The sequence below is a fragment of the Massilia sp. GCM10023247 genome, assembly GCF_042653325.1.
In the GTDB taxonomy this organism is placed as follows: domain Bacteria; phylum Pseudomonadota; class Gammaproteobacteria; order Burkholderiales; family Burkholderiaceae_D; genus Telluria.
This window is the reverse complement of sequence record NZ_JBHSIB010000011.1, coordinates 1-20453: the sequence shown is the minus strand read 5'-3', so window position 1 is coordinate 20453 and position 20453 is coordinate 1. Positions and strand designations below refer to the sequence as shown.

Genomic DNA, 20453 nt, shown 5'->3' with positions numbered 1-20453 from the left:
CTGCGGCGCTTCGTACGCCAGCGAACAGAGGCCGCCCGCGCGATATCGCATGCTGGACGGATGACCGCCACCATCGACCCCGACGCCCTGCTCGCCCTGGGCCAGGCCCTGCAGCGCGCAGGCTACCGATTCATCACCGTGACCCCGGCCACCCACCGCCGCGTGAATGGCCGCGAAGGCAATGCCTGGGCCGGCGACCTGCGCGGCGTATTCGGCTGGAGCAGGCCGTTCCGCGAGAACACGCTGGCGCCCGACATCCTGGCGCTGATGCGCCGCGCCGGCGTGCTCGAGGAGAAAGACGGGGCCTTGCGCGCCACCGTGCGCGCGTCGAGCATCGGCGAGCGCCTGTACTTCCACTCGGCCTTTCCGACCCGGGACGACGACGCCGTCTTCTTCGGCCCCGACACCTACCGCTATATCGCGGCGGCCAGGCGCGCCATGGAGGGGCTGGCGCCGCCGCGCCGGGCGGTCGACATCGGCGCCGGCGGCGGGCCGGGCGCGATCGAAGCGGCGGCGCGCTTTCCGAGTGCGGTGTCGATCGCGGCCGACATCAACGAGCGCGCGCTGGCGCTGGCCGGCGTCAACGCGCGCCTGGCGGGCAGCGCGAACGTCGAGCTGCGCCACAGCGACCTGTTGAAAGGCATCGAAGGCGGCTTCGACCTGGTCATGTCGAATCCCCCCTACATCCTCGACCCCGACCAGCTGCGCTACCGCCACGGCGGCGAGATGCGCGGGGCCGGGCTCTCGCTGGCCATCGTCGAGGCGGCGCTCGAGCGCCTGGACCCGGGCGGGGCCCTGCTCCTGTACACGGGCATCGCCATCGTCGACGGCCGCGACGAGTTCCTGGACACGATCCGCCCCAGGCTGGACGCGGCCTGCAGCCGCTGGTCCTACGAGGAGCTCGATCCCGACATCTTCGGCGGCCAGCTCGACTGCGAGGGCTACGAGGAGGTCGAGCGGATCGCGGCCGTCTGGCTGCACGCCACCAAACGCTAGCGCCGCTGCTCGGCCGCGGCGGCGCGCATCGCCAGCGCCGCCAGCATGGCAGCGAGCACCAGCAGCACGGCGCCCAGGCTGAAGCTGGCCTGGTGCCCGCCGGCGTCGAACAGCATGCCGCCGCCGGTCGCGCCGACCATGATCGCCAGCTGCACCACCGCCACCACCAGCCCGCCGCCGGCCTCGGCATCGTGCGGCAGGGTTTTCGCCAGCCAGGTCCACCAGCCGACCGGCGCCGCGGTGCCGATCAGGCCCCACACGGCGAGCAGCACCGTGGTGGCGGCCAGCGAGCCGCCGAAGGCGATGAAGGCCAGCGCAATGACGGCCATCACGGCCGGGATCACGATCAGCGTCCGGTACAGGCCCTCTTTCAGGAAGCGGCCGATGAAGACCGTCCCGGCAAAGCCCGCCAGGCCATTGACGAGCAGCAGCAGCGACAGGGTGGCGACATCGACCCCGGTGACCCGCTCGAGGAAGGGCCGCAGATAGGTAAACAGCGCGAACTGTCCCATGAAGAAGAAGCCGGTCGCGGCCATGCCGTAGGCCACCACCGGCCGCCGCAACAGGCGGAAGGGATTGCCGGCGCGCTTGCCCGGCACGGCAGGCATGGACGGCAGGCTCAGCAGCTTCCAGGCGAAGGCCAGCGCGGCAATCGGCACCATGCAGAAGAAGGCGCCGCGCCAGCCGACGATGCCGCCCAGGAAGCTCCCCAAAGGCGCGGCCACCACGGTGGCCAGGGCGTTGCCGCCGTTCACGATGGCCAGCGCGCGCGGTACCTGGTGGATCGGCACCAGGCGCATCGCGGTGGCAGCCGACATCGACCAGAAGCCGCCGATCGCCACGCCGATCAGGGCGCGCCCGGCCATGAACAGGAAGTAGTTCGGTGCGAACGCGGACAGCGTGCTCGAGGCGATCATCAGCAGGGTCAGCCCGAGCAGCAGGGTCTTGCGGTCGAGCCGGCCGGCGAGAATGGGAATCAGCAGGCTGGTGAACAGGGCGAAGGCGCCGGAGATGCCGATCGATTGCCCGGCCTGCCCTTCGCTGATGGCCAGTTCCGTGGCGATCGGCGTCAGCAGGCTGACCGGCATGAATTCGGAGGCGACCAGGACGAAGGCGCCGAGGGCCAGCGCGCAGACGGCGCCCCAGACTGCGTCCGGCTGGGCCGCCTGCGGCGCCGGAGGGTGTGCGAGTTTCATTGAAAAAGTCTTTCGTGCGCCGCCGGCGCGCCGGCCGGCGGCGGTGCCCGAGGGGGAACCAGGCGGGGAATCAGGCGGCGAGGGTCGCGAGGGTCGTATTGTCGATCACGAAGCGGTATTTCACGTCGCCCTTGAGCATGCGTTCGTAGGCCTCGTTGATGCCGTCGGCGCGGATCATCTCGATGTCGGCGACGATGCCGTGCTGGGCGCAGAAGTCGAGCATTTCCTGGGTTTCCGGAATGCCGCCGATCATCGAGCCGGCGATCGCGCGCCGCTTGCCGATCAGGTTGAAGACCTCGGGCGAGGGGTGCGGGGTGGCCGGCGCGCCGACCAGCACCATCGTGCCGTCGCGCTTGAGCAGCGCGGTGAACGCGTCCAGGTTGTGCGGCGCGGCGACCGTGTTGACGATCAGGTCGAGGCTTTTGGCGTGGGCAGCCATGGCGTCCGGGTCCTTCGACACGACGACTTCGTGGGCGCCCAGCGCCTCGGCATCGCGCCGCTTCGATTCCGAGGTGGTGAAGGCGACCACGTGCGCGCCCATCGCCCGCGCCAGCTTGATGCCCATGTGGCCGAGCCCGCCGATGCCGACGATGCCGACCCGCTTGCCCGGACCAGCGCCCCAGTGGCGCAGCGGCGAATACGTCGTGATGCCGGCGCACAGCAGCGGCGCGACGGCGGCCAGCTGCTCCTGCGGATGGGTGACGCGCAGCACGTAGCGCTCGTGCACGACGATCTGCTCGGAATAGCCGCCCAGGGTATGGCCGGGGGCGTCCGGGGTCGGGCTGTTGTAGGTGCCGGTCATGCTGTCGCAGTAGTTCTCGAGGCCCTCCTCGCAATCGGCGCAGCCCTGGCAGCTGTCGACGATGCAGCCGACGCCGACCAGGTCGCCCACCCGGTGGCGCGACACATGCGCGCCGACCGCGGAGACGCGGCCGACGATCTCGTGGCCGGGAACGCAGGGATACTGGGTGCCGGCCCACTCGCCGCGCACCTGGTGCAGGTCGGAGTGGCAGACGCCGCAAAAGGCGATGTCGATCTGGACGTCATGCGGACCCGGCGCGCGGCGCGTGATGTCCATCGGTTCCAGGGGCTGGTCGGCGGCGTCGGCGCCGTAGGCTTTGACGGTCATGGGAAATCCTTTCGTGTTGCTTGAATTGAAAACGGCCGGGATCGCTCCGGCCGCTCTGGCGGTCTATGCAAATCAGATGGACTAGCATGATAGCGGCAAAGGCCGATCGCAGCCGCGCCGGATATTGGATGACCTTATGAGCCAGCGTCATGAATCCATGGCGGAATTCATATTGCAAATCACTGATTCCTCGCGTAGGCTCATGAGCGCCTCTCATGAGTCAAGCGCTTGATTCTGCTGCAGGATTCATGAACCACCCGACCAGGACCCGCCCGATGGCCAGAGATAACCTCAACGATATCCTCGTCTTCCTCGCCGTCGCCCGCGAACGCAGCTTCACGCGCGCCGCGGGCAAGCTGGGCATGACCCAATCGGCGCTCAGCCACATCATCCGCTCGCTCGAGGGCCGGCTCGGCGTGCGCCTGCTCACGCGCACCACGCGCAGCGTCTCCCCGACCGAAGCCGGCGAGCGCCTGCTGCAGAACGTGGCGCCGCGCCTGGAAGAAATCGAAGCCGAGATCGCCGCCATCAGCGACCTGGGCGGCAAACCGGCCGGCACGGTCCGCATCACGGCGATCGACCACGTGATCGACACCGTCCTGTGGCCGCGCATCGCGCCGCTGCTGCCCCAGTATCCCGACCTGCACGTCGAGATCAGTTCCGACTACCGCCTGGTCGACATCGCGGCCGAACGCTACGACATCGGCGTGCGCTACGGCGACCAGGTCGAGAAGGACATGATCGCCGTTCGCCTCACCACCGACGTCGCCATGCGCATCGTCGCCTCCCCGGCTTATTTCGCGCACCGGCCCAGGCCGGCAACGCTGCAGGACCTCATGAAACACAACTGCATCAACCTGCGCCTGGCCAGCAGCGGCGGCCTGTACGCCTGGGAACTGCAGCACGAGGGACAGGCCGTCGAAGCGCGCGTGCGCGGCCAGGCGGTCTTCACCAACGCCTACCACATCCTGGCCGCCGCGCTCGGCGGTTGCGGGCTGGGCTTCCTGCCCGACAGCCTGGTCGATCCCCACATCCGCGCAGGGCGGCTGCTCAGCGTCATGGAAGAGTGGTGCCCGGCCTTCCCCGGCCTGCACGCCTACTACCCGAGCCGGCGCCACTCCTCGCGGGCGCTGGGCCTGGTGATCGACGCGATCCGGCACCAGGGCTGACGGCGCGGCCCGTCGACAAAGGGGCGTAGGGTGGTCGGCTACACCCGAACAATGAGCACACCGCTTGCCGCAATGCCGCCCACGCGTTCAAGCAGCCGATGCTCTGCCGCGCAATAATTTGACGCGCACGCCTGCAAGTGAACCAGTAAATAAAAAAGGCTCCCGGTGGGAGCCTTTTTTATTACTACTGGCGGAGAGGGTGGGATTCGCCTACATCCTGCAGGCCGCCCTGGCGCAAGCATGCGCCAGTCTTCGAATCCTACACGCAAGCCCCTCAGGGGCTTGCTCCTTCCGCGTACGCAATAAAAAAGGCTCCCGGTGGGAGCCTTTTTTATTACTACTGGCGGAGAGGGTGGGATTCGCCTACATCCTGCAGGCCGCCCTGGCGCAAGCATGCGCCAGTCTTCGAATCCTACACGCTAGCCCCTCAGGGGCTTGCTCCTTCCGCGTACGCAATAAAAAAGGCTCCCGGTGGGAGCCTTTTTTATTACTACTGGCGGAGAGGGTGGGATTCGAACCCACGGTACGATTTAACGTACGCCTGATTTCGAGTCAGGTACATTCGACCACTCTGCCACCTCTCCTGAATCGGTGTTGCGGTCGCTGTAAGCGAGGCCGCATTATAGCGACTGTCTGCCCGTTTGTGGAAGAAAAAAATGTTCTGCGCGTAAATTATTCAGTGGCGCCCGGGATACCTGCCCCTCTTGCTTGCGCGTTCCACGCAAAGCACGCGACGCCAATGAGCGGACGCCGTACCGCGTGCTCAGGAGTGCACACCCTACATACTTACTCCTTCCGCGCACGCAATAAAAAAGGCTCCCGAGGGAGCCTTTTTTATTACTACTGGCGGAGAGGGTGGGATTCGCCCACGTCCCGCCGGCCCGCCGCGCCCTGCAGGGCGACGGCTTTCGAATCCCACGCGCAAGGCCCGCAGGGCCTTGCTCCTCTCCGTCAGCAAATAAAAAAGGCTCCCGAGGGAGCCTTTTTTATTACTACTGGCGGAGAGGGTGGGATTCGAACCCACGGTACGATTTAACGTACGCCTGATTTCGAGTCAGGTACATTCGACCACTCTGCCACCTCTCCTAAATCGGTGTTGCGGTCGCTGCAAGAGACACGCATTATAGCCAGCGTCCGCTAAAAACGGAAGAGCAAATTCGGGGCGCGCGAAAAAATTGCGGCCCCTGCCCTGCCTCAGGCGGCTGCCGGAACCAGGCGCTCCAGGCCGCCCATGTAGGGGCGCAGCACTTCCGGGATCACGACGCTGCCGTCAAGCTGCTGGTAGTTCTCCAGCACCGCGACCAGGGTGCGGCCCACCGCCAGGCCGGAGCCGTTCAGGGTGTGCAGCAGTTCCGGCTTGTTCTGGGCGTTGCGGAAGCGGGCGGACATGCGGCGCGCCTGGAAGGCTTCGCAGTTCGACAGCGAGGAAATCTCGCGGTAGGTGTTCTGCGCCGGCAGCCAGACTTCGAGGTCATAGGTCTTGGCGGCGCTGAAGCCCATGTCGCCGGTGCAGAGCGCCATCACGCGGTACGGCAGGCCCAGCGCCTGCAGGATGGTTTCGGCGTGGCCGACCATCTCCTCGAGCGCCGCATACGACTGCTCCGGATGCACGACCTGGACCAGTTCCACCTTGTCGAACTGGTGCTGGCGGATCATGCCGCGCGTGTCGCGGCCATAGCTGCCCGCCTCCGAACGGAAGCACGGGGTGTGCGCCGTCATCTTCAAGGGCAAGTCGCCCTGCGCCACTATCTCGTCGCGCACGATGTTCGTCAGCGACACTTCCGAGGTCGGGATCAGGTAGAAGGTCTCGCCCTCGCCTTCCACGCCGCCCTTCTTGACCGAGAACAGGTCTGCTTCGAACTTGGGCAGCTGGCCGGTGCCGCGCAGCGAATCGGCGTTGACCATGTACGGGGTATAGCATTCGGTATAGCCATGCTGCCCGGTATGGGTGTCGAGCATGTACTGGGCCAGCGCGCGGTGCAGGCGCGCGATGCCGCCCTTCATGAGCGAGAAGCGCGAGCCGGTCAGCTTGGTCGCTGTATCGAAGTCCAGGCCCAGCTTTTCGCCGATGTCGACGTGGTCCTTCACCTCGAAATCGAACTGCGGCGGCGTGCCGACTCTCCGCACTTCGACGTTGCCGGTTTCGTCCAGACCCTGCGGCACCGACTCGTGCGGCAGGTTCGGCAGCGCCTCCATGAAGCGCGCCATCTTTTCCTGCACCTCGCCCAGGGCCGCTTCGTTGGCCTTGAGCTCGTCGCCCAGGCCCGCCACTTCCGCCATCACGCCCGCGGTGTCCTCGCCCTTGCCCTTGAGGATGCCGATCTGCTTCGACAGCGAGTTGCGCTTGCCCTGCAGCTCTTCGGTGCGGGTCTGGAGCGACTTGCGCTCGGCCTCGATGGCATTGAAGCCTGCCACGTCGAGCTGGAACTTGCGCGCTGCCAGGCGCGCGGCGACGTTGTCGATGTCTTTGCGGAGGAGTTGGATGTCTATCATTGTCTGATTATCGGGTTATGGGTCAGGCCGGCAGTATGTCGCGCAGTGTGCCACGCAGTGTGCCAAACCTGCAATTGTACCAAGTGGGCCGGTGTTCTACAGCGAGATTCAGCCCTCGCCGGCGTCGGCGTCGAGCTGGCGCAGGAAAGCGAGCTTCTCCGCGATCTTCGCCTCCACCCCGCGCGGCACCGGCTGGTACCAGCCCGGCTCCGGCAGGCCGTCGGGCAGGTAGGTTTCGCCGGCCGCATAGGCGTGCGGCTCGTCGTGCGCGTAGCGGTATTCGTGGCCGTAGCCGAGTTCCTTCATCAGCTTGGTCGGCGCATTGCGCAGGTGCACGGGCACTTCGCGCGACTTGTCCTTGCGCACGAAGGCCATCGCCGCATTGAAGGCGTTGTAGCCCGCATTGCTCTTGGCGGCAATGGCCAGGTAGACCACGGCCTGGCCGAGCGCCAGCTCCCCCTCTGGCGAACCGAGGCGCTCGTAGGTGGTCGCGGCGTCGTTCGCGATCTGCAGCGCGCGCGGGTCGGCCAGGCCGATGTCTTCCCAGGCCATGCGCACGATGCGGCGCGACAGGTATTTGGCGTCCGCGCCGCCGTCTAACATGCGGCACAGCCAGTACAGGGCCGCATCCGGATGCGAGCCGCGCACCGACTTGTGCAGGGCCGAGATCTGGTCGTAGAAATTGTCGCCGCCCTTGTCGAAGCGGCGCGAATTGAGGGTCAGCGCGTTATCGACGAAGTCGCCGGTGATCTGGGTGATGCCCGAGGTCTCGGCCGAGGTCTTGGTTTGCTCCAGCAGGTTCAGGAAGCGCCGCGCGTCGCCGTCGGCGTAGCCGATCAGGGTGCTCACGGCGATCTCGTCGAACTGCAGGTGGGACAGCACCCGTTCCTGGGCGCGCTTGAGCAAGAGGCGCATCTCGTCGTCGGTGAGCGCCTTGAGCACATATACCTGCGAGCGCGACAGCAGCGCCGAGTTGACTTCGAACGAGGGGTTCTCGGTGGTGGCGCCGATCAGCGTCACCAGCCCCGACTCCACGAAGGGCAGCAAGGCGTCCTGCTGCGACTTGTTGAAACGGTGGATCTCGTCGATGAAGAGGATCGTGTGCTTGCCGCGCGCCAGGTACTGCTCGGCCTGCTCGACCGAGGCGCGGATGTCCTTCACGCCCGACAGCACGGCAGACAGCGCGATGAATTCGCAGTCGAAGGCGTAGGCGGTGAGGCGCGCCAGCGTGGTCTTGCCGACCCCGGGCGGGCCCCACAGGATCATCGAATGGGGCTTGCCGGACTTGAAGACCAGGTTCAGCGGCTTGCCCGGCCCCAGCAGGTGGCTCTGGCCGATGACTTCTTCGATCGTGCGCGGGCGCAGCGCCTCGGCCAGCGGCGCGGCCGGCTCGTTGCGGAACAGGTCATCCACGGAGGCCTCCGGTGGCGCGTGGCGGGATCATGGGGCGTAGGAGCGTGTTGTACATGTGGCTAGTGTAGCCGAAGCGCCCTCGCCTTGCGGCATGCACGGGCGCCGCCGCGTCCCGCTTAGTGGCGGTTCATTGCCTGTTCACGTCCGCACCCTTCGGAATCTCGAACTTGAACTGCTGCGCGCCCAGCGCCGGGTTGCGCTCGAAGCGGGTGAATTTCAATACCGAGGTCTGGCCGAAGTTGTCTTTCAGTTCCATCGCTTCCGGCACGCCGTTCTTCAGGCCGATGCTGATCTGCTCGAAACTCGTGTCGCGCGCCTTGGGCACCGCGTTCAGCCATTCGAGGCCGTCGCGGGTGCCCGCTTCCGACAGGGTGAAGTTCTTTTCCAGGTCGTTGCTGCCGAACAGGATCGCGGCCGGCGAGGAGCCGAGCGCGTTGCCCAGCTTCTTGATCGTGACCTGGTTCAGGTCCTTGTCGTAGACGTAGAGCTGGTCGCCGTCGGCCTGCAGCAGCTGGTCGTAGGGTTTCTGGTAGTTCCAGATGAACTTGCCGGGACGGGCGAAGACAAAACTGCCGCTCGAGACCGGGGCCACCTTGCTGGTGGCGGACTTGCGTTGCTGCTGCTGGGTGAATTCGCCCTTGGCCGACTTGGTGTTGGCAACAAAGGATTTGAATTGGTCGAGGGCCGCCGCGTGGGTGGCGCCGGACAGGGCCAGGGTGGCGGTGGCGATCAGCAGGGCAAGTTTGTTTTTGATGGTCATCGTGGTCCTTTGTTGTGCGCGAAGCATTTGATGTAAGCAGCGCGGCAGTGCATCGGTGCGTTGAACGCGTGGACGGCGAAGCCATCCACCCTACGCCCCTCCGTTCTACTCCGCCTGGGTTGCCGGCACGAGGATGTCGCGGTTGCCGTTGCTTTGCATCGGCGAGACCACGCCGCTCTGCTCCATCTGCTCGAGCAGGCGCGCGGCGCGGTTGTAGCCGATGCGCAGGTGGCGCTGCACCAGCGAGATCGAGGCGCGGCGGTTCTTCAGCACCACGGCCACGGCCTGGTCGTACATGGCGTCGGACTCGCCGCCGCCTTCGCCGGCCATGGCATCGCCGCCACCGCCCGCACCGCCCTCTTCCAGCGTGCCGCCTTCGAGGATGCCTTCAATGTAATTCGGCTCGCCCAGCGATTGAAGATGTTTTACAACTCGATGCACTTCGTCGTCCGAGACGAAGGCGCCGTGCACCCGCACCGGCAGGCCGGTACCGGGCGGCATGTAGAGCATGTCGCCCATGCCCAGCAGCGCTTCCGCGCCCATCTGGTCGAGAATGGTGCGCGAGTCGATTTTCGAGCTCACCTGGAACGCGATACGGGTCGGGATGTTCGCCTTGATCAGGCCGGTGATGACGTCGACCGACGGACGCTGGGTCGCCAGGATCAGGTGGATGCCCGCCGCGCGCGCCTTTTGCGCGATACGCGCGATCAGCTCTTCCACCTTCTTGCCGACGACCATCATCAGGTCGGCCAGCTCGTCGATGATGATGACGATGGTCGGCAGCTTTTCCAGCGGCTCCGGATTGTCCGGCATGATCGAGAACGGGTTCGGGATGTGCTCCTCGCGCTTGGCCGCCTCCGCGATCTTGGCGTTGTAGCCGGCCAGGTTGCGCACGCCGAGCTTACTCATGAGCTTGTAGCGGCGCTCCATCTCGTTGACCGCCCAGTTCAGCGCATGGCCGGCCTGGCGCATGTCGGTCACGACCGGCGCCAGCAGGTGCGGAATGCCTTCGTAGACCGACATTTCCAGCATCTTCGGGTCGATCAGGATCAGGCGCACGTCGGCCGGATCGGATTTGTACAGCAGCGACAGGATGGTCGCGTTGATGCCGACCGACTTGCCCGAACCGGTGGTGCCGGCCACCAGCAGGTGCGGCATCTTGGCCAGGTCGGCCACCACCGGCTTGCCGGCGATGTCCTTGCCCAGGGCGACGGTCAGGTTCGAGGGGCTGTCGTTATACACCTTGGAGCCGACGATTTCCGTCAGGCGCACGATCTGGCGCTTCGGGTTCGGCAGCTCGAGCGCCATGTAGTTCTTGCCGGGGATGGTCTCGACCACGCGGATCGAGGTCAGCGACAGCGAACGCGCCAGGTCGCGCGCCAGGTTGACGATCTGGCTGCCCTTGACGCCGGTGGCGGGCTCGATCTCGTAGCGGGTCACGACCGGGCCCGGGAAGGCGGCCACGACCTTGGCTTCGACGCCGAAGTCCGACAGCTTCTTCTCGATCAGGCGGCTGGTGTATTCCAGGGTATCGACGGCGACGGTTTCCTGCACCGGCGGCGGCTCGTCGAGCAGGGACAGCGGCGGCAGCGGCGAATCGCCCGGCAGGTCGCGGAACAGCGGCGTCTGCTGCTCCTTGTGCGCGCGCTCGCCTTTCGGCACCGACAGCATCTGCGGTTCGATCTTGATCGGCGACGGCGCGGCCGGCTCGGCAGCGAGCGCGGGCGCAACCGCCAGCGCGGGATTGGGCATGAGCTTCGGCGCCGGCGCCGGGGCGTCCGCATCGCCCTGGGCGAGCTGCGGCTCGGCGCGCCGGGCGGGCGCCGGCTTGTCGCCGCGGGTACGCTCGGACACCAGCGCCTCGTCGCGCCGCTCGGCCGCATCGATGCCCTGGCGGCGGTCTTCGCGGTCCTCGACGCGCAGGCGGAACCAGTCCAGCGTCGCTTCGATCTTTTCGCCGATGCGCTCGGCAACGGCCAGCCACGACACCTGGAAGAACAGCGAAAAGCCGAGGCCGAACAGCAGCAGCAGCAGCAAGGTCGCGCCGGTCGAGCCGAAGGCGACCTGGGCGGCATGGCCCAGCATCTGGCCCAGCACCCCGCCGGGCGAGCGCGGCAGTTCCACGTCCCACGACCACATGCGCAGGTACTCGAGGCCGACGCTGCCGGCAAACATCAGCGCGAAGCCGATCCAGCGGATGATGAATTCGTCCTGGTGTTCCGGTTCGCTCGGGGCGGCCAGCTTGCCGGTCAGGTGGCGCCAGCCGCGCCAGACGGCGCGCAGGAACAGCACGCCCCACCACCAGGCCGAGAAACCGAAAATGAACAGCATCAGGTCGGCGATCCAAGCGCCGGCGCGCCCGCCCATGTTGGCGATGTCCGGCACCGTGTTCGCGTGCGACCACCCCGGATCAGCCTTGTTGTAGCTTAGCAAAATCATCACGAAGTACAGGAACACGACGGCCATGGCGATCCAGCGCGCTTCCAGCAGGAGGCGCGCGAGGCGGCTTGGCAACGGCGTGCGTGACGTGTTGCGGGGTACGTTGGTAGGGGTGGCGGGACTCTTCTTGCTCATGCTGCTGCGTCGATCTGTTCGCTTTATGCGGAATCCAGCCATTCTAAGCCATATGGCGCTGAACAGGCCGCTGATTCATGCTGAGATAGGTTCTCCAACGCATCATCGTCTATAATCGGCCCCGCATCGGGCGGCCTTGATTCCCGTCGCCCCGTCCCCAGTTTCCCATCACATATTCACTACTCTTCGCACCCAATGACCACTAAGAAACACGCTAAAGTCCTGATCCTCGGTTCCGGTCCCGCCGGCTACAGCGCCGCCGTGTACGCCGCGCGCGCCAATTTGAGCCCGATGCTGGTCACCGGTGTCGAACAGGGCGGCCAGCTGATGACCACGACCGACGTCGAAAACTGGCCGGGCGACCCGCTGGGCGTGCAGGGCCCGGAACTGATGGCGCGCCTGCTGCAGCATGCCGAGCGCTTCAATACCGAGATCGTGTTCGACCACATCCACACGACCTATTTGAACGAAAAGCCGATCCGCCTGGTCGGCGACTCGCACGAATTCACCTGCGACGCCCTGATCATCGCCACCGGCGCCTCGGCCCAGTACCTCGGCCTGGAATCGGAACAGGCCTTCATGGGCCGCGGCGTGTCGGCCTGCGCCACCTGCGACGGCTTCTTCTACCGTAACCAGGAAGTGGCGGTCATCGGCGGCGGCAATACCGCGGTCGAGGAAGCGCTCTACCTGGCCGGCATCGCCTCGAAAGTCACCCTGATCCACCGCCGCGACAAGTTCCGCGCCGAGCCGATCCTGGTCGACCGCCTGATGCACAAGGTCAAGGAAGGCAAGATTGTGTTGGAACTGAACCACACGCTGGACGAGGTGGTCGGCGACAACAGCGGCGTCACCGGCCTCAAGATCCGCTCGACCGCGGACGGCAGCCAGAAAGACCTGACCGTGCACGGCCTGTTCGTGGCGATCGGCCACAAGCCGAACACGATGATCTTCGAAGGCCAGCTCGACATGCACAACGGCTACATCAAGACCCGCAGCGGCCTGGAAGGCATGGCCACCGCCACCAGCGTGCCGGGCGTGTTCGCGGCCGGCGACGTGCAGGACCATGTCTACCGCCAGGCGATCACGAGCTCGGGCACCGGCTGCATGGCCGCGCTCGACGCCCAGCGCTACCTCGAGGCCCTCGAAGATTCGTGACACGCAGTGTTTGATGCAGGTGGAAGCCGATGGCGGGCATGAAAGACTTTGCTGACCTGAAATCCTTGCGCGACCGTCTCAAGGAAGAGGAACGGCTGCGCGCCATCGAGCAGGCCGAGCGCGAAAAGCGCGAGCGCATCGCGCGCGAACGCGCGGTCGAGTTCCGCAGCGCCATGGAAGGCGTCAAGCGCATGCCCGAGTCGAACCGCTACGTCTATCGCCCGGTGCAGGAAGCCCTGCTGCGCGAGCAGCCGTCCCGCCCGCGGCCGCTGAGCCAGGAGGAAGACGACGCCCTGGTGCTGCAGCAGTCGCTGTCGGACGCCTTCGACGTCGACGGCCTGCTCGACGACGACCCGACGCTGTCCTGGGCCGCGCCCGGGGTCGGCCCCGACGTCGTCAAGAAGCTGCGCAAGCGCCACTGGAAGGTGGAGGCCGAACTCGACCTGCACGGCATGACCGTCGACGCCGCCCGCGGCCAGCTCGGCGACTTCGTGCGGCGCGTCCTGCGCCGCAACCTGCGCTGCGTGCGCGTCATCCACGGCGTCGGCTACGGCTCGCCCGGCGGCCAGCCGGTGCTGCGTTCGGTCGTGCACAGCTGGCTGGTGCAGCTCGACGAGGTGGTCGCCTTTTGCGTGGCCGGCCGTGCCGATGGCGGCAACGGCGCGCTGATCGTGCTGCTCAAGCCCGCGCTCGACCTGTAGGAAGGCGCCGGTGACCAAGCGTTACAGCACGTTCCGGTCTTGTCATTGTAAAATCCCTACCATTCCGCGGGCGGCTGCCCATCCTGCGGCCCGCCCACGCGTTGCCCACCTCTAGGGAAGATAATTGAAGCCAGTTCCGGCCGAGCCCATGCCCGCCCCCCGCCAGGTCGACCTGGCCTCCTGTGCCGACGAGCCGATTCATACGCCCGGATCGATCCAGCCGCACGGCTTCCTCCTGTTCATGGACGGCGACGGCCTGCTGGCCGGCTGGAGCGAAAACGTCCCGCCCTTCCTGCAGCCTTTCCTGCAGCTCGGGCACAGCTTCGCCAAACTGCCGCTGCCGCCGGCCGGCCTCGACCTGATCGCCGATTGCGCCGGGCTGCTGGTCGACGGCGAATGTCCGCCGGCGATGGCGGCGGTCGCGGTCGACGGCCGCGACTACGACGCGATCGTGCACGCAAGCCAGGGGCGCATCGTTGCCGAATTCGAATCGCGCGCGGTGCCTGCCGACGAGGTCGCCCTGTTCGCCGTCAAGGCGCACAGCTCGATCGAGCGCGTGCGGCGCCAGCGCAACATCGACGCCCTGCTGGAAACGGCGGTGCGCCAGGTGCGCGAGTTCACCGGCTTCGACCGCGTCATGGCCTACCGTTTCCGCCCCGACGACAGCGGCGACGTGGTGGCCGAGGCGCGCCGCGCCGAACTGCCGCCCTACCTCGGCCAGCGCTACCCGGCCGGCGACATCCCGGCCCAGGCGCGCCGCCTGTACGTGCTCAACACCCTGCGCATGATTGCCGACATCGGGTACCGGCCCGTCCCGCTGCTGGGCGCGCCCGGCGCCACCCCGCTCGACATGAGCTTCGCCGTGCTGCGCAGCGTCTCGCCGATCCACGTCGAGTACCTGCAGAACATGGGCGTGCAGGCCTCGATGAGCGTGTCGATCGTGATCAACGGGCGCCTCTGGGGCCTGCTGGCCTGCCACCACATGACGCCGAAGGCCGTGCCCTACGCCATCCGGATGGCGGCCGACGTGCTGGCGCAAGTGCTGGCCTCGACCATCCAGAGCATCGAAGCACGCCTGGACGCCGCGCTGGTCGAACGCGCGGCGCGCGTGCGCACCGACCTGATCGAGTCGCTGCTGGTGGACGAGGAACCGCTCGACGCGCTCGAGCGCCACGCCGGCTCGATGCTCGAGGCGACCGGTTCCCAGGCCATGCTCTGCCTCCATAACGGCAAGCTGGTGCGCCATGGCCCGATCGAGCGCGACACGGCCGAAACCATCGCCAGCGCGCTGCCGCTTGATGCCAGCGAGTTGCTGGTGCGCGAACACGTGGGCGAGTGGCCGCCCGAACAGCAGCCGCTGCTGGGCAAATGGGTCGGCATGCTGGCCCTGCCCTTCGACCCGCCGGGCGGCGGCTGGTGCCTGCTGCTGCGGACCGAACAGATCGAACACGTTTACTGGGCCGGGCGCCCCGAAAAATCGGTCGAGTGGGGACCGCACGGCGCGCGCCTGACGCCGCGCGGCTCCTTCGACGCCTGGCACGAAACCGTGGCCGGACGCGCCCACCCGTGGGAAGCGGCGGTGCTCGACAACGCCCGCCTGATGCTGTCGGAATTGCTGCGCGCCTCGAACGCGCGCCGCGCCCAGACCGAATCGACCCGCGCCCAGCTGCTGGCCATGCTCGGCCACGACCTGCGCGATCCGCTCCATTCGATCAACATGGCCGGCACCCTGCTCGAGCGCGGCAACAACCAGCCGACGCTGGGCAAGCGCATCCAGTCCTCCAGCAACCGCATGCAGCGCCTGATCGGGCAAGTGCTCGACATGAGCCGCATCGACGGCGGCCTGGGCCTGGGCCTGCAGCTCGAGCCGCTCGACCTGGCCGAGCTGGCCACCGATCTGGTCGACGAGATGCGCCTGGCCTATCCGGCGATCCGCTATGAATACGCGAGCCCGGGCCCGACCTGGGTGCGCGCCGACAGCGGACGCATGGCCCAGGTGCTGTCCAACCTGCTGAGCAATGCGCGCCACCACGGCCATGTCGGCACCGCGATCCAGCTGCGGCTGTTGACCAGCCACGGCTGGGCCAATCTCGAAGTGGCGAATGCAGGGGACCCGATCCCGGAGGACCTGGCCGCCTCGCTGTTCAACCCGTTCAAGCGCAGCTCGCTCCAGAATCCGCGCAACCGCACCGGCATGGGGCTGGGCCTGTACATCGTGGCGAGCATCGTGCGCGAGCACGGCGGCGAGATCGCCTACCGTTTCGACGCCGGCGAGGTCACCTTCAGCGTGCGCCTGCCGCTGTCCGAACCGGCCTGATCGCCGGCCCGATTGCGAGCGCATGCATTTCGCATGCATGCGCTACCGCCGGGCCGGCTCGGCATGTTAGGCTAGCAACATGCCAACAGCGCGGTCCCCTGCATGACCCTCATCAAGTTCATCGAAATCATGGCGATCCTGGTCGGCGCATTCTCCGGCTTCATCGAAGCGCGCCGCAAGCGCATGGACCTGGTCGGGGTGTTCACCGTCGCCTTCATCGCCGCCTTCGGCGGCGGCACCCTGCGCGACATCCTGCTCGACCGGCGCCCGCTGTTCTGGGTCACGCACCAGGAATACGCGATCCTGATCTTCGTGCTGGCCCTGATCGCCTCGCCCCTGATCCGCACCCTGCGCCACATCGTCTCCGAGCGCCTGATCGTCATTGCCGACGCGGTCGGCCTGGGCCTGTTCTCGATTGCCGGGGTCTCGGCCGCGCTGGACGCCAACATGCCGCTCTTCATCGCCTCGATGATGGGCGTGATCACCGGGATCTTCGGCGGGGTGCTGCGCGACATCGTCTGCAACGAAGTGCCGATGGTGTTCCGCGACGGCAAACCCTACGCCATCTGCGCTTTCCTGGGCAACTGGATGTTCCTGCTGATGGGCCTGTACACGAGCGTGTCGCACGATTTCGCGCTGTGGAGCAGCGCGCTGTTCATCAGCGTGTTGCGGCTGGTGACGTGGAAGTTCGATATCCAGATGGGGCGCTGAGCGGCGTAGGGTGGACGGCTTTGCCGTCCACGCGGTGATCGTTGGCGGCGAGATCAGCGCGCGCGACGTCGAAGCCCTTGACTATCGACGCGTGGACGGGAAGACCCGTCCACCCTACGATTCAGACCGCGTCGGGCCCGGTTTCTCCGGTACGGATGCGAATCACCTGCTGCACGTCCTGCACGAAAATCTTGCCGTCGCCGATCTTGCCGGTGCGCGCGGCCTTGATGATGGCGTCCACCACCTGCTCGACGATGGCGTCGTCCACCACCACCTCGATTTTGACCTTCGGCAGGAAGTCGACCACGTATTCGGCGCCGCGATAGAGTTCCGTGTGGCCCTTCTGGCGGCCGAAGCCCTTGACTTCGGTGACGGTCAGGCCGGTGACGTTGACGTCGGCCAGCGCCTCGCGTACTTCGTCGAGTTTGAACGGTTTGATTACGCAGGTAATCTGCTTCATGTCTGCTCCTTGTTGTCTCGGTTTTTAATCAGGAATATTCTTCAAGTCGTCGAGCCAGACGGTCGCCTCCGAATCGCTCGGGGCGCGCCAGTCGCCGCGCGGCGAGAGCGAACCGCCGTTGCCGACCTTCGGCCCGTTCGGCACGCAGCTGCGCTTGAACTGGCTGGTCTTGAAGAAGCGCCACAGGAAGGTTTTCAGGTGACGCTTGATGTCGGCAAGCAGGTATTCGTTGCGCGATCCATGCTCGTCCGGCCAACGGCCTTCCGCCTTCGCATGCCAGGCGGACCAGGAAAGGAAAGCCACTTTCGAGGGCAGCATGCCGTAGCGCAGGGTGTAGTACAAATTAAAATCCTGCAACTCGTAGGGGCCGATCACGCTTTCGGTGATCTGGGCCGGCTTGTCGTCGCCTTCCTTGCCGGGCACCAGCTCGGGGCTGATTTCCGTATTCAGGATATTCAGCAGCACCTCTTCCCCGCCCTTGACCACGGCGCCGGTTTCGGCCACCCAGCGCACCAGGTGGGTGATCAGGGTCTTGGGCACGCTGGCGTTGACGTTGTAGTGCGACATGTGGTCGCCCACGCCATAGGTGCACCAGCCCAGCGCCAGCTCGGACAGGTCGCCGGTGCCGATCACAATCGCGCCCAGGTGGTTCGCGAGCCGGAACAGGTGGTTCGTGCGCTCTCCCGCCTGCACGTTTTCGAAGGTGACGTCGTACTGCTCCTTGCCTTCGGCGTAAGGGTGGTTCAGGTCGCGCAGCATCTGCAGGCAGCTCGGGCGGATGTCGATTTCGCGCGCCGTGCAGCCGACCACGCGCATCAATTCGTGCGCCTGCTTGAGGGTGCGCCCGCTGGTGGCGAAGCCCGGCATGGTGTAGGCGAGGATGTTGGTGCGCGGCAGGCCGAGGCGGTCCATGGCGGCCGCGCAGACCAGCAGGGCGTGGGTCGAATCGAGCCCACCCGAGACGCCGATCACCACCTTCTCGATGCCGCTCGAGTACAGGCGCTGGATCAGGGCCTGTACCTGGATGTTGTAGACCTCGGTGCAGCGCTCGTCGCGCAGCGCGCGGTCGGCCGGCACGTAGGGGAAGCGCTCGACTTCGCGCTGCAATGGCAGCCTGCCTTCGAACGGCAGCGCAAGCAGGCAGCGCTGCACGCGGAACTTCGCCACCTCGTCGGCGTGGCGCCGCGCCGACTGCGCGAAGGTGGTCGCGCGCATGCGCTCCTGCGACATCCGCTCGAGGTCGACGTCGGCGAAGATGATGTGCGATTCGTCCAGAAAACGCGCCGACTCGGCCAGCAGGTCGCCCTTCTCGTAGATCAGCGCCTGGCCGTCCCAGGCCATGTCGGTGGTCGACTCGCCGCGCCCGGCCGAGGTGTACAGGTAGGCCGCCATGCAGCGCGCCGACTGCTGGCTCACCAGCTGGTGGCGGTAGGTGCTTTTGCCGACCAGTACGTTCGAGGCCGACAGATTCACCAGCACCGTCGCGCCGGCCATCGCCGCGAACGAGGACGGCGGCACCGGCACCCAGACGTCTTCGCAGATCTCGACATGGAAGCGCAGCAGCGGCAGGTTCTCGACTTCGAACACCTGGTGCGGGCCGAAGGGCACGTCCTCGCCGAACAGGCGCACGGCCTCGACGGCGGCGCAATCGGCGCTCGAAAACTGGCGCGACTCGTAGAATTCGCCGTAGTTCGGCAGGAAGCTCTTCGGCACCAGGCCGAGCACACGCCCGCCGGCGACCACCGCCGCACAATTGAACAGCTGGTGATTGACCCGCAGGGGCAGGCCCACTACCATCGCCAGGGGCAGCTCGGTGGATGCCTCGACCACGGCCAGCAGCGCGGCCTCGCAGGCTTCCAGCAAAGCGCGCTGGTGGAACAGGTCTTCGCAGCTGTAGCTTGATAAGCCCAGTTCCGGGAATGCAACCAGTGCCGCGCCCTGCTCTGCCGCCTGGCGCGCCAGTAAAATGGTCTGCTCCACGTTGTAGGCCGGGTCGGCGATGCGGCAGCGCGGGATCGCGACGGCCACGCGCGCAAAGCCATGCGCGTACAGGTTATAAAAACGGTCGTTCATCTTGGCCTTTCGCAGTGCGTCAAAAAGTGCGGAGTCACCTTGGCCAGGCCCTCTCGAACGCACTTCTTTTCTAGGTATGAAAGCAATTTTGAATTATCGCACGCATATCGCCTCTTCCCTGTCCGAGATCGGCCAGCCGGCCTGGGATGGCCTGCTCGCGCTGCAGGGTGACACCAACCCCTTCCTGTCCTACGCCTTCCTGCACGCGCTGCACGAATCGGGCAGCGCGGCGCCCGAGACGGGCTGGCAGCCGCAGTACATCGCGCTCTACGATGGCAAGCAGCTGGCGGCCGCGATGCCGCTTTACGTCAAGGAGCATTCGTATGGCGAATACGTGTTCGACTGGGCCTGGGCCGACGCCTACCAGCGCCATGGGCTCGACTACTATCCGAAACTGCTGTGCGCGATTCCCTTCACCCCGGTGGCCGGCCCGCGCCTGCTGGCGCGCGACGCGCCCGCGCGCGCGGCGTTGATCGAGGTACTGACGGCGACCCAGCAGGCAAGCGGCGTGTCGTCGACCCACATCCTGTTCCCGCCGGAAGAGCACGCGCGCCAGCTGGCCGATGCAGGGTTCCTGCTCAGGAGCGGCGTGCAGTTCCATTGGCTGAACCAGGGATTCGCCGGCTTCGACGACTTCCTTGCCACGCTCGAGCAGAAGAAACGCAAGAACATCCGCGCCGAACGGCGCAAGGTCCTTGATGCCGGCGTGACCCTGCGGCGGGTGCGCGGGGCCGACGCCCTCGACGCCGACTGGGTGTTCTTCAACCGCTGCTACCGGCATACCTATGCGGCCCACTATTCGACGCCCTACCTGAACCTGGACTTCTTCCGGCGCATCGGCGCCACCATGCCCGACAATATCCTGCTCGTCATCGCCGAGCGCGCAGGCCGGCCGATCGCCGCCTCGCTCGTCATCCACACGGCCGACACCCTCTACGGCCGCTACTGGGGCGAACTGGAGCACGTGCCCTGCCTGCATTTCGAGGCGGCCTACTACCAGCCGCTCGAGTTCTGCATCGAACAGGGCATCGGGGTCTTCGAGGGCGGCGCCCAGGGCGAACACAAGATGGCGCGCGGCTTCCTGCCGACCCGCACCTGGTCGGCGCACTGGCTGGCGCATCCTTCGTTCGCGGATGCCATCGAACGCTTCCTGGAGCGCGAGGCGGGCGGGATCGACGACTACATGAGCGAGCTGAACGAGCGGAACCCGTTCAAGGCGTAGGGTGGAGTCCCTATTCAGCACAGGGACATCCTAAACACTTGGCTAGGGACATAGGTAACACCTTTTATGATCATTGCACTGCTG

General features: G+C 66.5%; 15 protein-coding genes and 2 tRNA genes. 7 read left to right on the top strand and 10 right to left on the bottom strand.

The genetic code is table 11. The features are described 5' to 3' along the window. Positions 1-60 precede the first annotated feature (60 nt). Positions 61-996 carry a methyltransferase gene (locus tag ACFPAH_RS10460; protein WP_379744436.1) on the top strand — a complete coding sequence of 312 codons (936 nt, stop codon included), beginning with the start codon at positions 61-63 and terminating at the stop codon, positions 994-996. Here the strand turns inward: ACFPAH_RS10460 and ACFPAH_RS10455 are convergent. Beyond that, entirely contained in the window at positions 993-2192 is a 1200-nt protein-coding gene (locus ACFPAH_RS10455) for an MFS transporter (protein WP_379744434.1), read from the bottom strand. The genes ACFPAH_RS10460 and ACFPAH_RS10455 overlap by 4 nt on opposite strands. 70 nt (positions 2193-2262) lie before the next feature. Then, complete coding sequence (locus ACFPAH_RS10450) at positions 2263-3321, bottom strand: NAD(P)-dependent alcohol dehydrogenase (RefSeq protein WP_379744432.1); 1059 nt, start codon at positions 3319-3321, stop codon at positions 2263-2265. A gap of 275 nt (positions 3322-3596) precedes the next feature. Between ACFPAH_RS10450 and ACFPAH_RS10445 the strand changes: the two genes are divergently transcribed. After that, complete coding sequence (locus tag ACFPAH_RS10445; protein WP_379744430.1) at positions 3597-4490, top strand: LysR family transcriptional regulator; 894 nt, start codon at positions 3597-3599, stop codon at positions 4488-4490. 494 nt (positions 4491-4984) lie between these two features. Here the strand turns inward: ACFPAH_RS10445 and ACFPAH_RS10440 are convergent. The 6 genes from ACFPAH_RS10440 to ACFPAH_RS10415 all read right to left on the bottom strand — a co-directional run bounded on the left by ACFPAH_RS10440 (position 4985) and on the right by ACFPAH_RS10415 (position 11730). Continuing rightward, a tRNA-Ser gene (locus ACFPAH_RS10440) sits at positions 4985-5074 on the bottom strand. 412 nt (positions 5075-5486) lie between these two features. Continuing rightward, a tRNA-Ser gene (locus tag ACFPAH_RS10435) sits at positions 5487-5576 on the bottom strand. Positions 5577-5684: 108 nt separating this feature from the next. Then, entirely contained in the window at positions 5685-6983 is a 1299-nt protein-coding gene (serS, locus tag ACFPAH_RS10430) for a serine--tRNA ligase (protein ID WP_379744428.1), read from the bottom strand. Positions 6984-7091: 108 nt separating this feature from the next. Next, complete coding sequence (locus tag ACFPAH_RS10425) at positions 7092-8396, bottom strand: replication-associated recombination protein A (RefSeq protein WP_379744426.1); 1305 nt, start codon at positions 8394-8396, stop codon at positions 7092-7094. A 127-nt stretch (positions 8397-8523) separates the two neighbouring features. Continuing rightward, positions 8524-9156: an outer membrane lipoprotein chaperone LolA gene (lolA, locus tag ACFPAH_RS10420; protein WP_379744424.1), complete on the bottom strand. Its 633-nt coding sequence runs from the start codon at positions 9154-9156 to the stop codon at positions 8524-8526. A gap of 105 nt (positions 9157-9261) precedes the next feature. Then, positions 9262-11730 (bottom strand): DNA translocase FtsK, encoded by a 2469-nt coding sequence (locus ACFPAH_RS10415; protein WP_379744422.1) that lies wholly within the window; start codon positions 11728-11730, stop codon positions 9262-9264. A 195-nt stretch (positions 11731-11925) separates the two neighbouring features. Here ACFPAH_RS10415 and trxB point away from each other — a divergent pair, with 195 nt between their 5' ends. From trxB to ACFPAH_RS10395, 4 genes are all read left to right on the top strand, one after another. Continuing rightward, on the top strand, positions 11926-12885 hold the full coding sequence (gene trxB, locus ACFPAH_RS10410) for a thioredoxin-disulfide reductase (RefSeq protein ID WP_379744420.1): 960 nt from the start codon (positions 11926-11928) through the stop codon (positions 12883-12885). A gap of 38 nt (positions 12886-12923) precedes the next feature. Further along, a complete protein-coding gene (locus ACFPAH_RS10405) occupies positions 12924-13586 on the top strand; it encodes a Smr/MutS family protein (RefSeq protein WP_379744418.1) in 663 nt (220 codons plus the stop codon). Positions 13587-13734: 148 nt separating this feature from the next. Then, the gene (locus ACFPAH_RS10400; RefSeq protein ID WP_379744416.1) at positions 13735-15903 is read left to right on the top strand and encodes an ATP-binding protein; all 2169 of its coding nucleotides are present in this window, start codon (positions 13735-13737) and stop codon (positions 15901-15903) included. 102 nt (positions 15904-16005) lie between these two features. Next, entirely contained in the window at positions 16006-16614 is a 609-nt protein-coding gene (locus tag ACFPAH_RS10395) for a trimeric intracellular cation channel family protein (protein ID WP_379744414.1), read from the top strand. A gap of 121 nt (positions 16615-16735) precedes the next feature. On the opposite strand, the gene ACFPAH_RS10390 is transcribed toward ACFPAH_RS10395, so the two are convergent. Together ACFPAH_RS10390 and ACFPAH_RS10385 are read right to left on the bottom strand one after the other, a co-directional pair. Beyond that, positions 16736-17074, bottom strand: coding sequence for a P-II family nitrogen regulator (locus ACFPAH_RS10390; protein WP_379744412.1), 339 nt, complete (start codon positions 17072-17074; stop codon positions 16736-16738). Between the two features lie 24 nt (positions 17075-17098). Next, on the bottom strand, positions 17099-19147 hold the full coding sequence (locus ACFPAH_RS10385) for an NAD(+) synthase (protein ID WP_379744410.1): 2049 nt from the start codon (positions 19145-19147) through the stop codon (positions 17099-17101). Between the two features lie 76 nt (positions 19148-19223). Between ACFPAH_RS10385 and ACFPAH_RS10380 the strand changes: the two genes are divergently transcribed. Further along, complete coding sequence (locus ACFPAH_RS10380) at positions 19224-20369, top strand: GNAT family N-acetyltransferase (RefSeq protein ID WP_379744408.1); 1146 nt, start codon at positions 19224-19226, stop codon at positions 20367-20369. The last annotated feature ends 84 nt before the right edge of the window (positions 20370-20453 follow it).

Coding starts and splice junctions, on each gene's coding strand:
- ACFPAH_RS10460 (WP_379744436.1), top strand. CDS start 61: ATGACCGCCACCATCGACCCCGACGCCCTGCTCGCCCTGGGCCAGGCC.
- ACFPAH_RS10455 (WP_379744434.1), bottom strand. CDS start 2,192: ATGAAACTCGCACACCCTCCGGCGCCGCAGGCGGCCCAGCCGGACGCA.
- ACFPAH_RS10450 (WP_379744432.1), bottom strand. CDS start 3,321: ATGACCGTCAAAGCCTACGGCGCCGACGCCGCCGACCAGCCCCTGGAA.
- ACFPAH_RS10445 (WP_379744430.1), top strand. CDS start 3,597: ATGGCCAGAGATAACCTCAACGATATCCTCGTCTTCCTCGCCGTCGCC.
- serS (WP_379744428.1), bottom strand. CDS start 6,983: ATGATAGACATCCAACTCCTCCGCAAAGACATCGACAACGTCGCCGCG.
- lolA (WP_379744424.1), bottom strand. CDS start 9,156: ATGACCATCAAAAACAAACTTGCCCTGCTGATCGCCACCGCCACCCTG.
- ACFPAH_RS10415 (WP_379744422.1), bottom strand. CDS start 11,730: ATGAGCAAGAAGAGTCCCGCCACCCCTACCAACGTACCCCGCAACACG.
- trxB (WP_379744420.1), top strand. CDS start 11,926: ATGACCACTAAGAAACACGCTAAAGTCCTGATCCTCGGTTCCGGTCCC.
- ACFPAH_RS10405 (WP_379744418.1), top strand. CDS start 12,924: ATGAAAGACTTTGCTGACCTGAAATCCTTGCGCGACCGTCTCAAGGAA.
- ACFPAH_RS10400 (WP_379744416.1), top strand. CDS start 13,735: ATGCCCGCCCCCCGCCAGGTCGACCTGGCCTCCTGTGCCGACGAGCCG.
- ACFPAH_RS10395 (WP_379744414.1), top strand. CDS start 16,006: ATGACCCTCATCAAGTTCATCGAAATCATGGCGATCCTGGTCGGCGCA.
- ACFPAH_RS10390 (WP_379744412.1), bottom strand. CDS start 17,074: ATGAAGCAGATTACCTGCGTAATCAAACCGTTCAAACTCGACGAAGTA.
- ACFPAH_RS10385 (WP_379744410.1), bottom strand. CDS start 19,147: ATGAACGACCGTTTTTATAACCTGTACGCGCATGGCTTTGCGCGCGTG.
- ACFPAH_RS10380 (WP_379744408.1), top strand. CDS start 19,224: ATGAAAGCAATTTTGAATTATCGCACGCATATCGCCTCTTCCCTGTCC.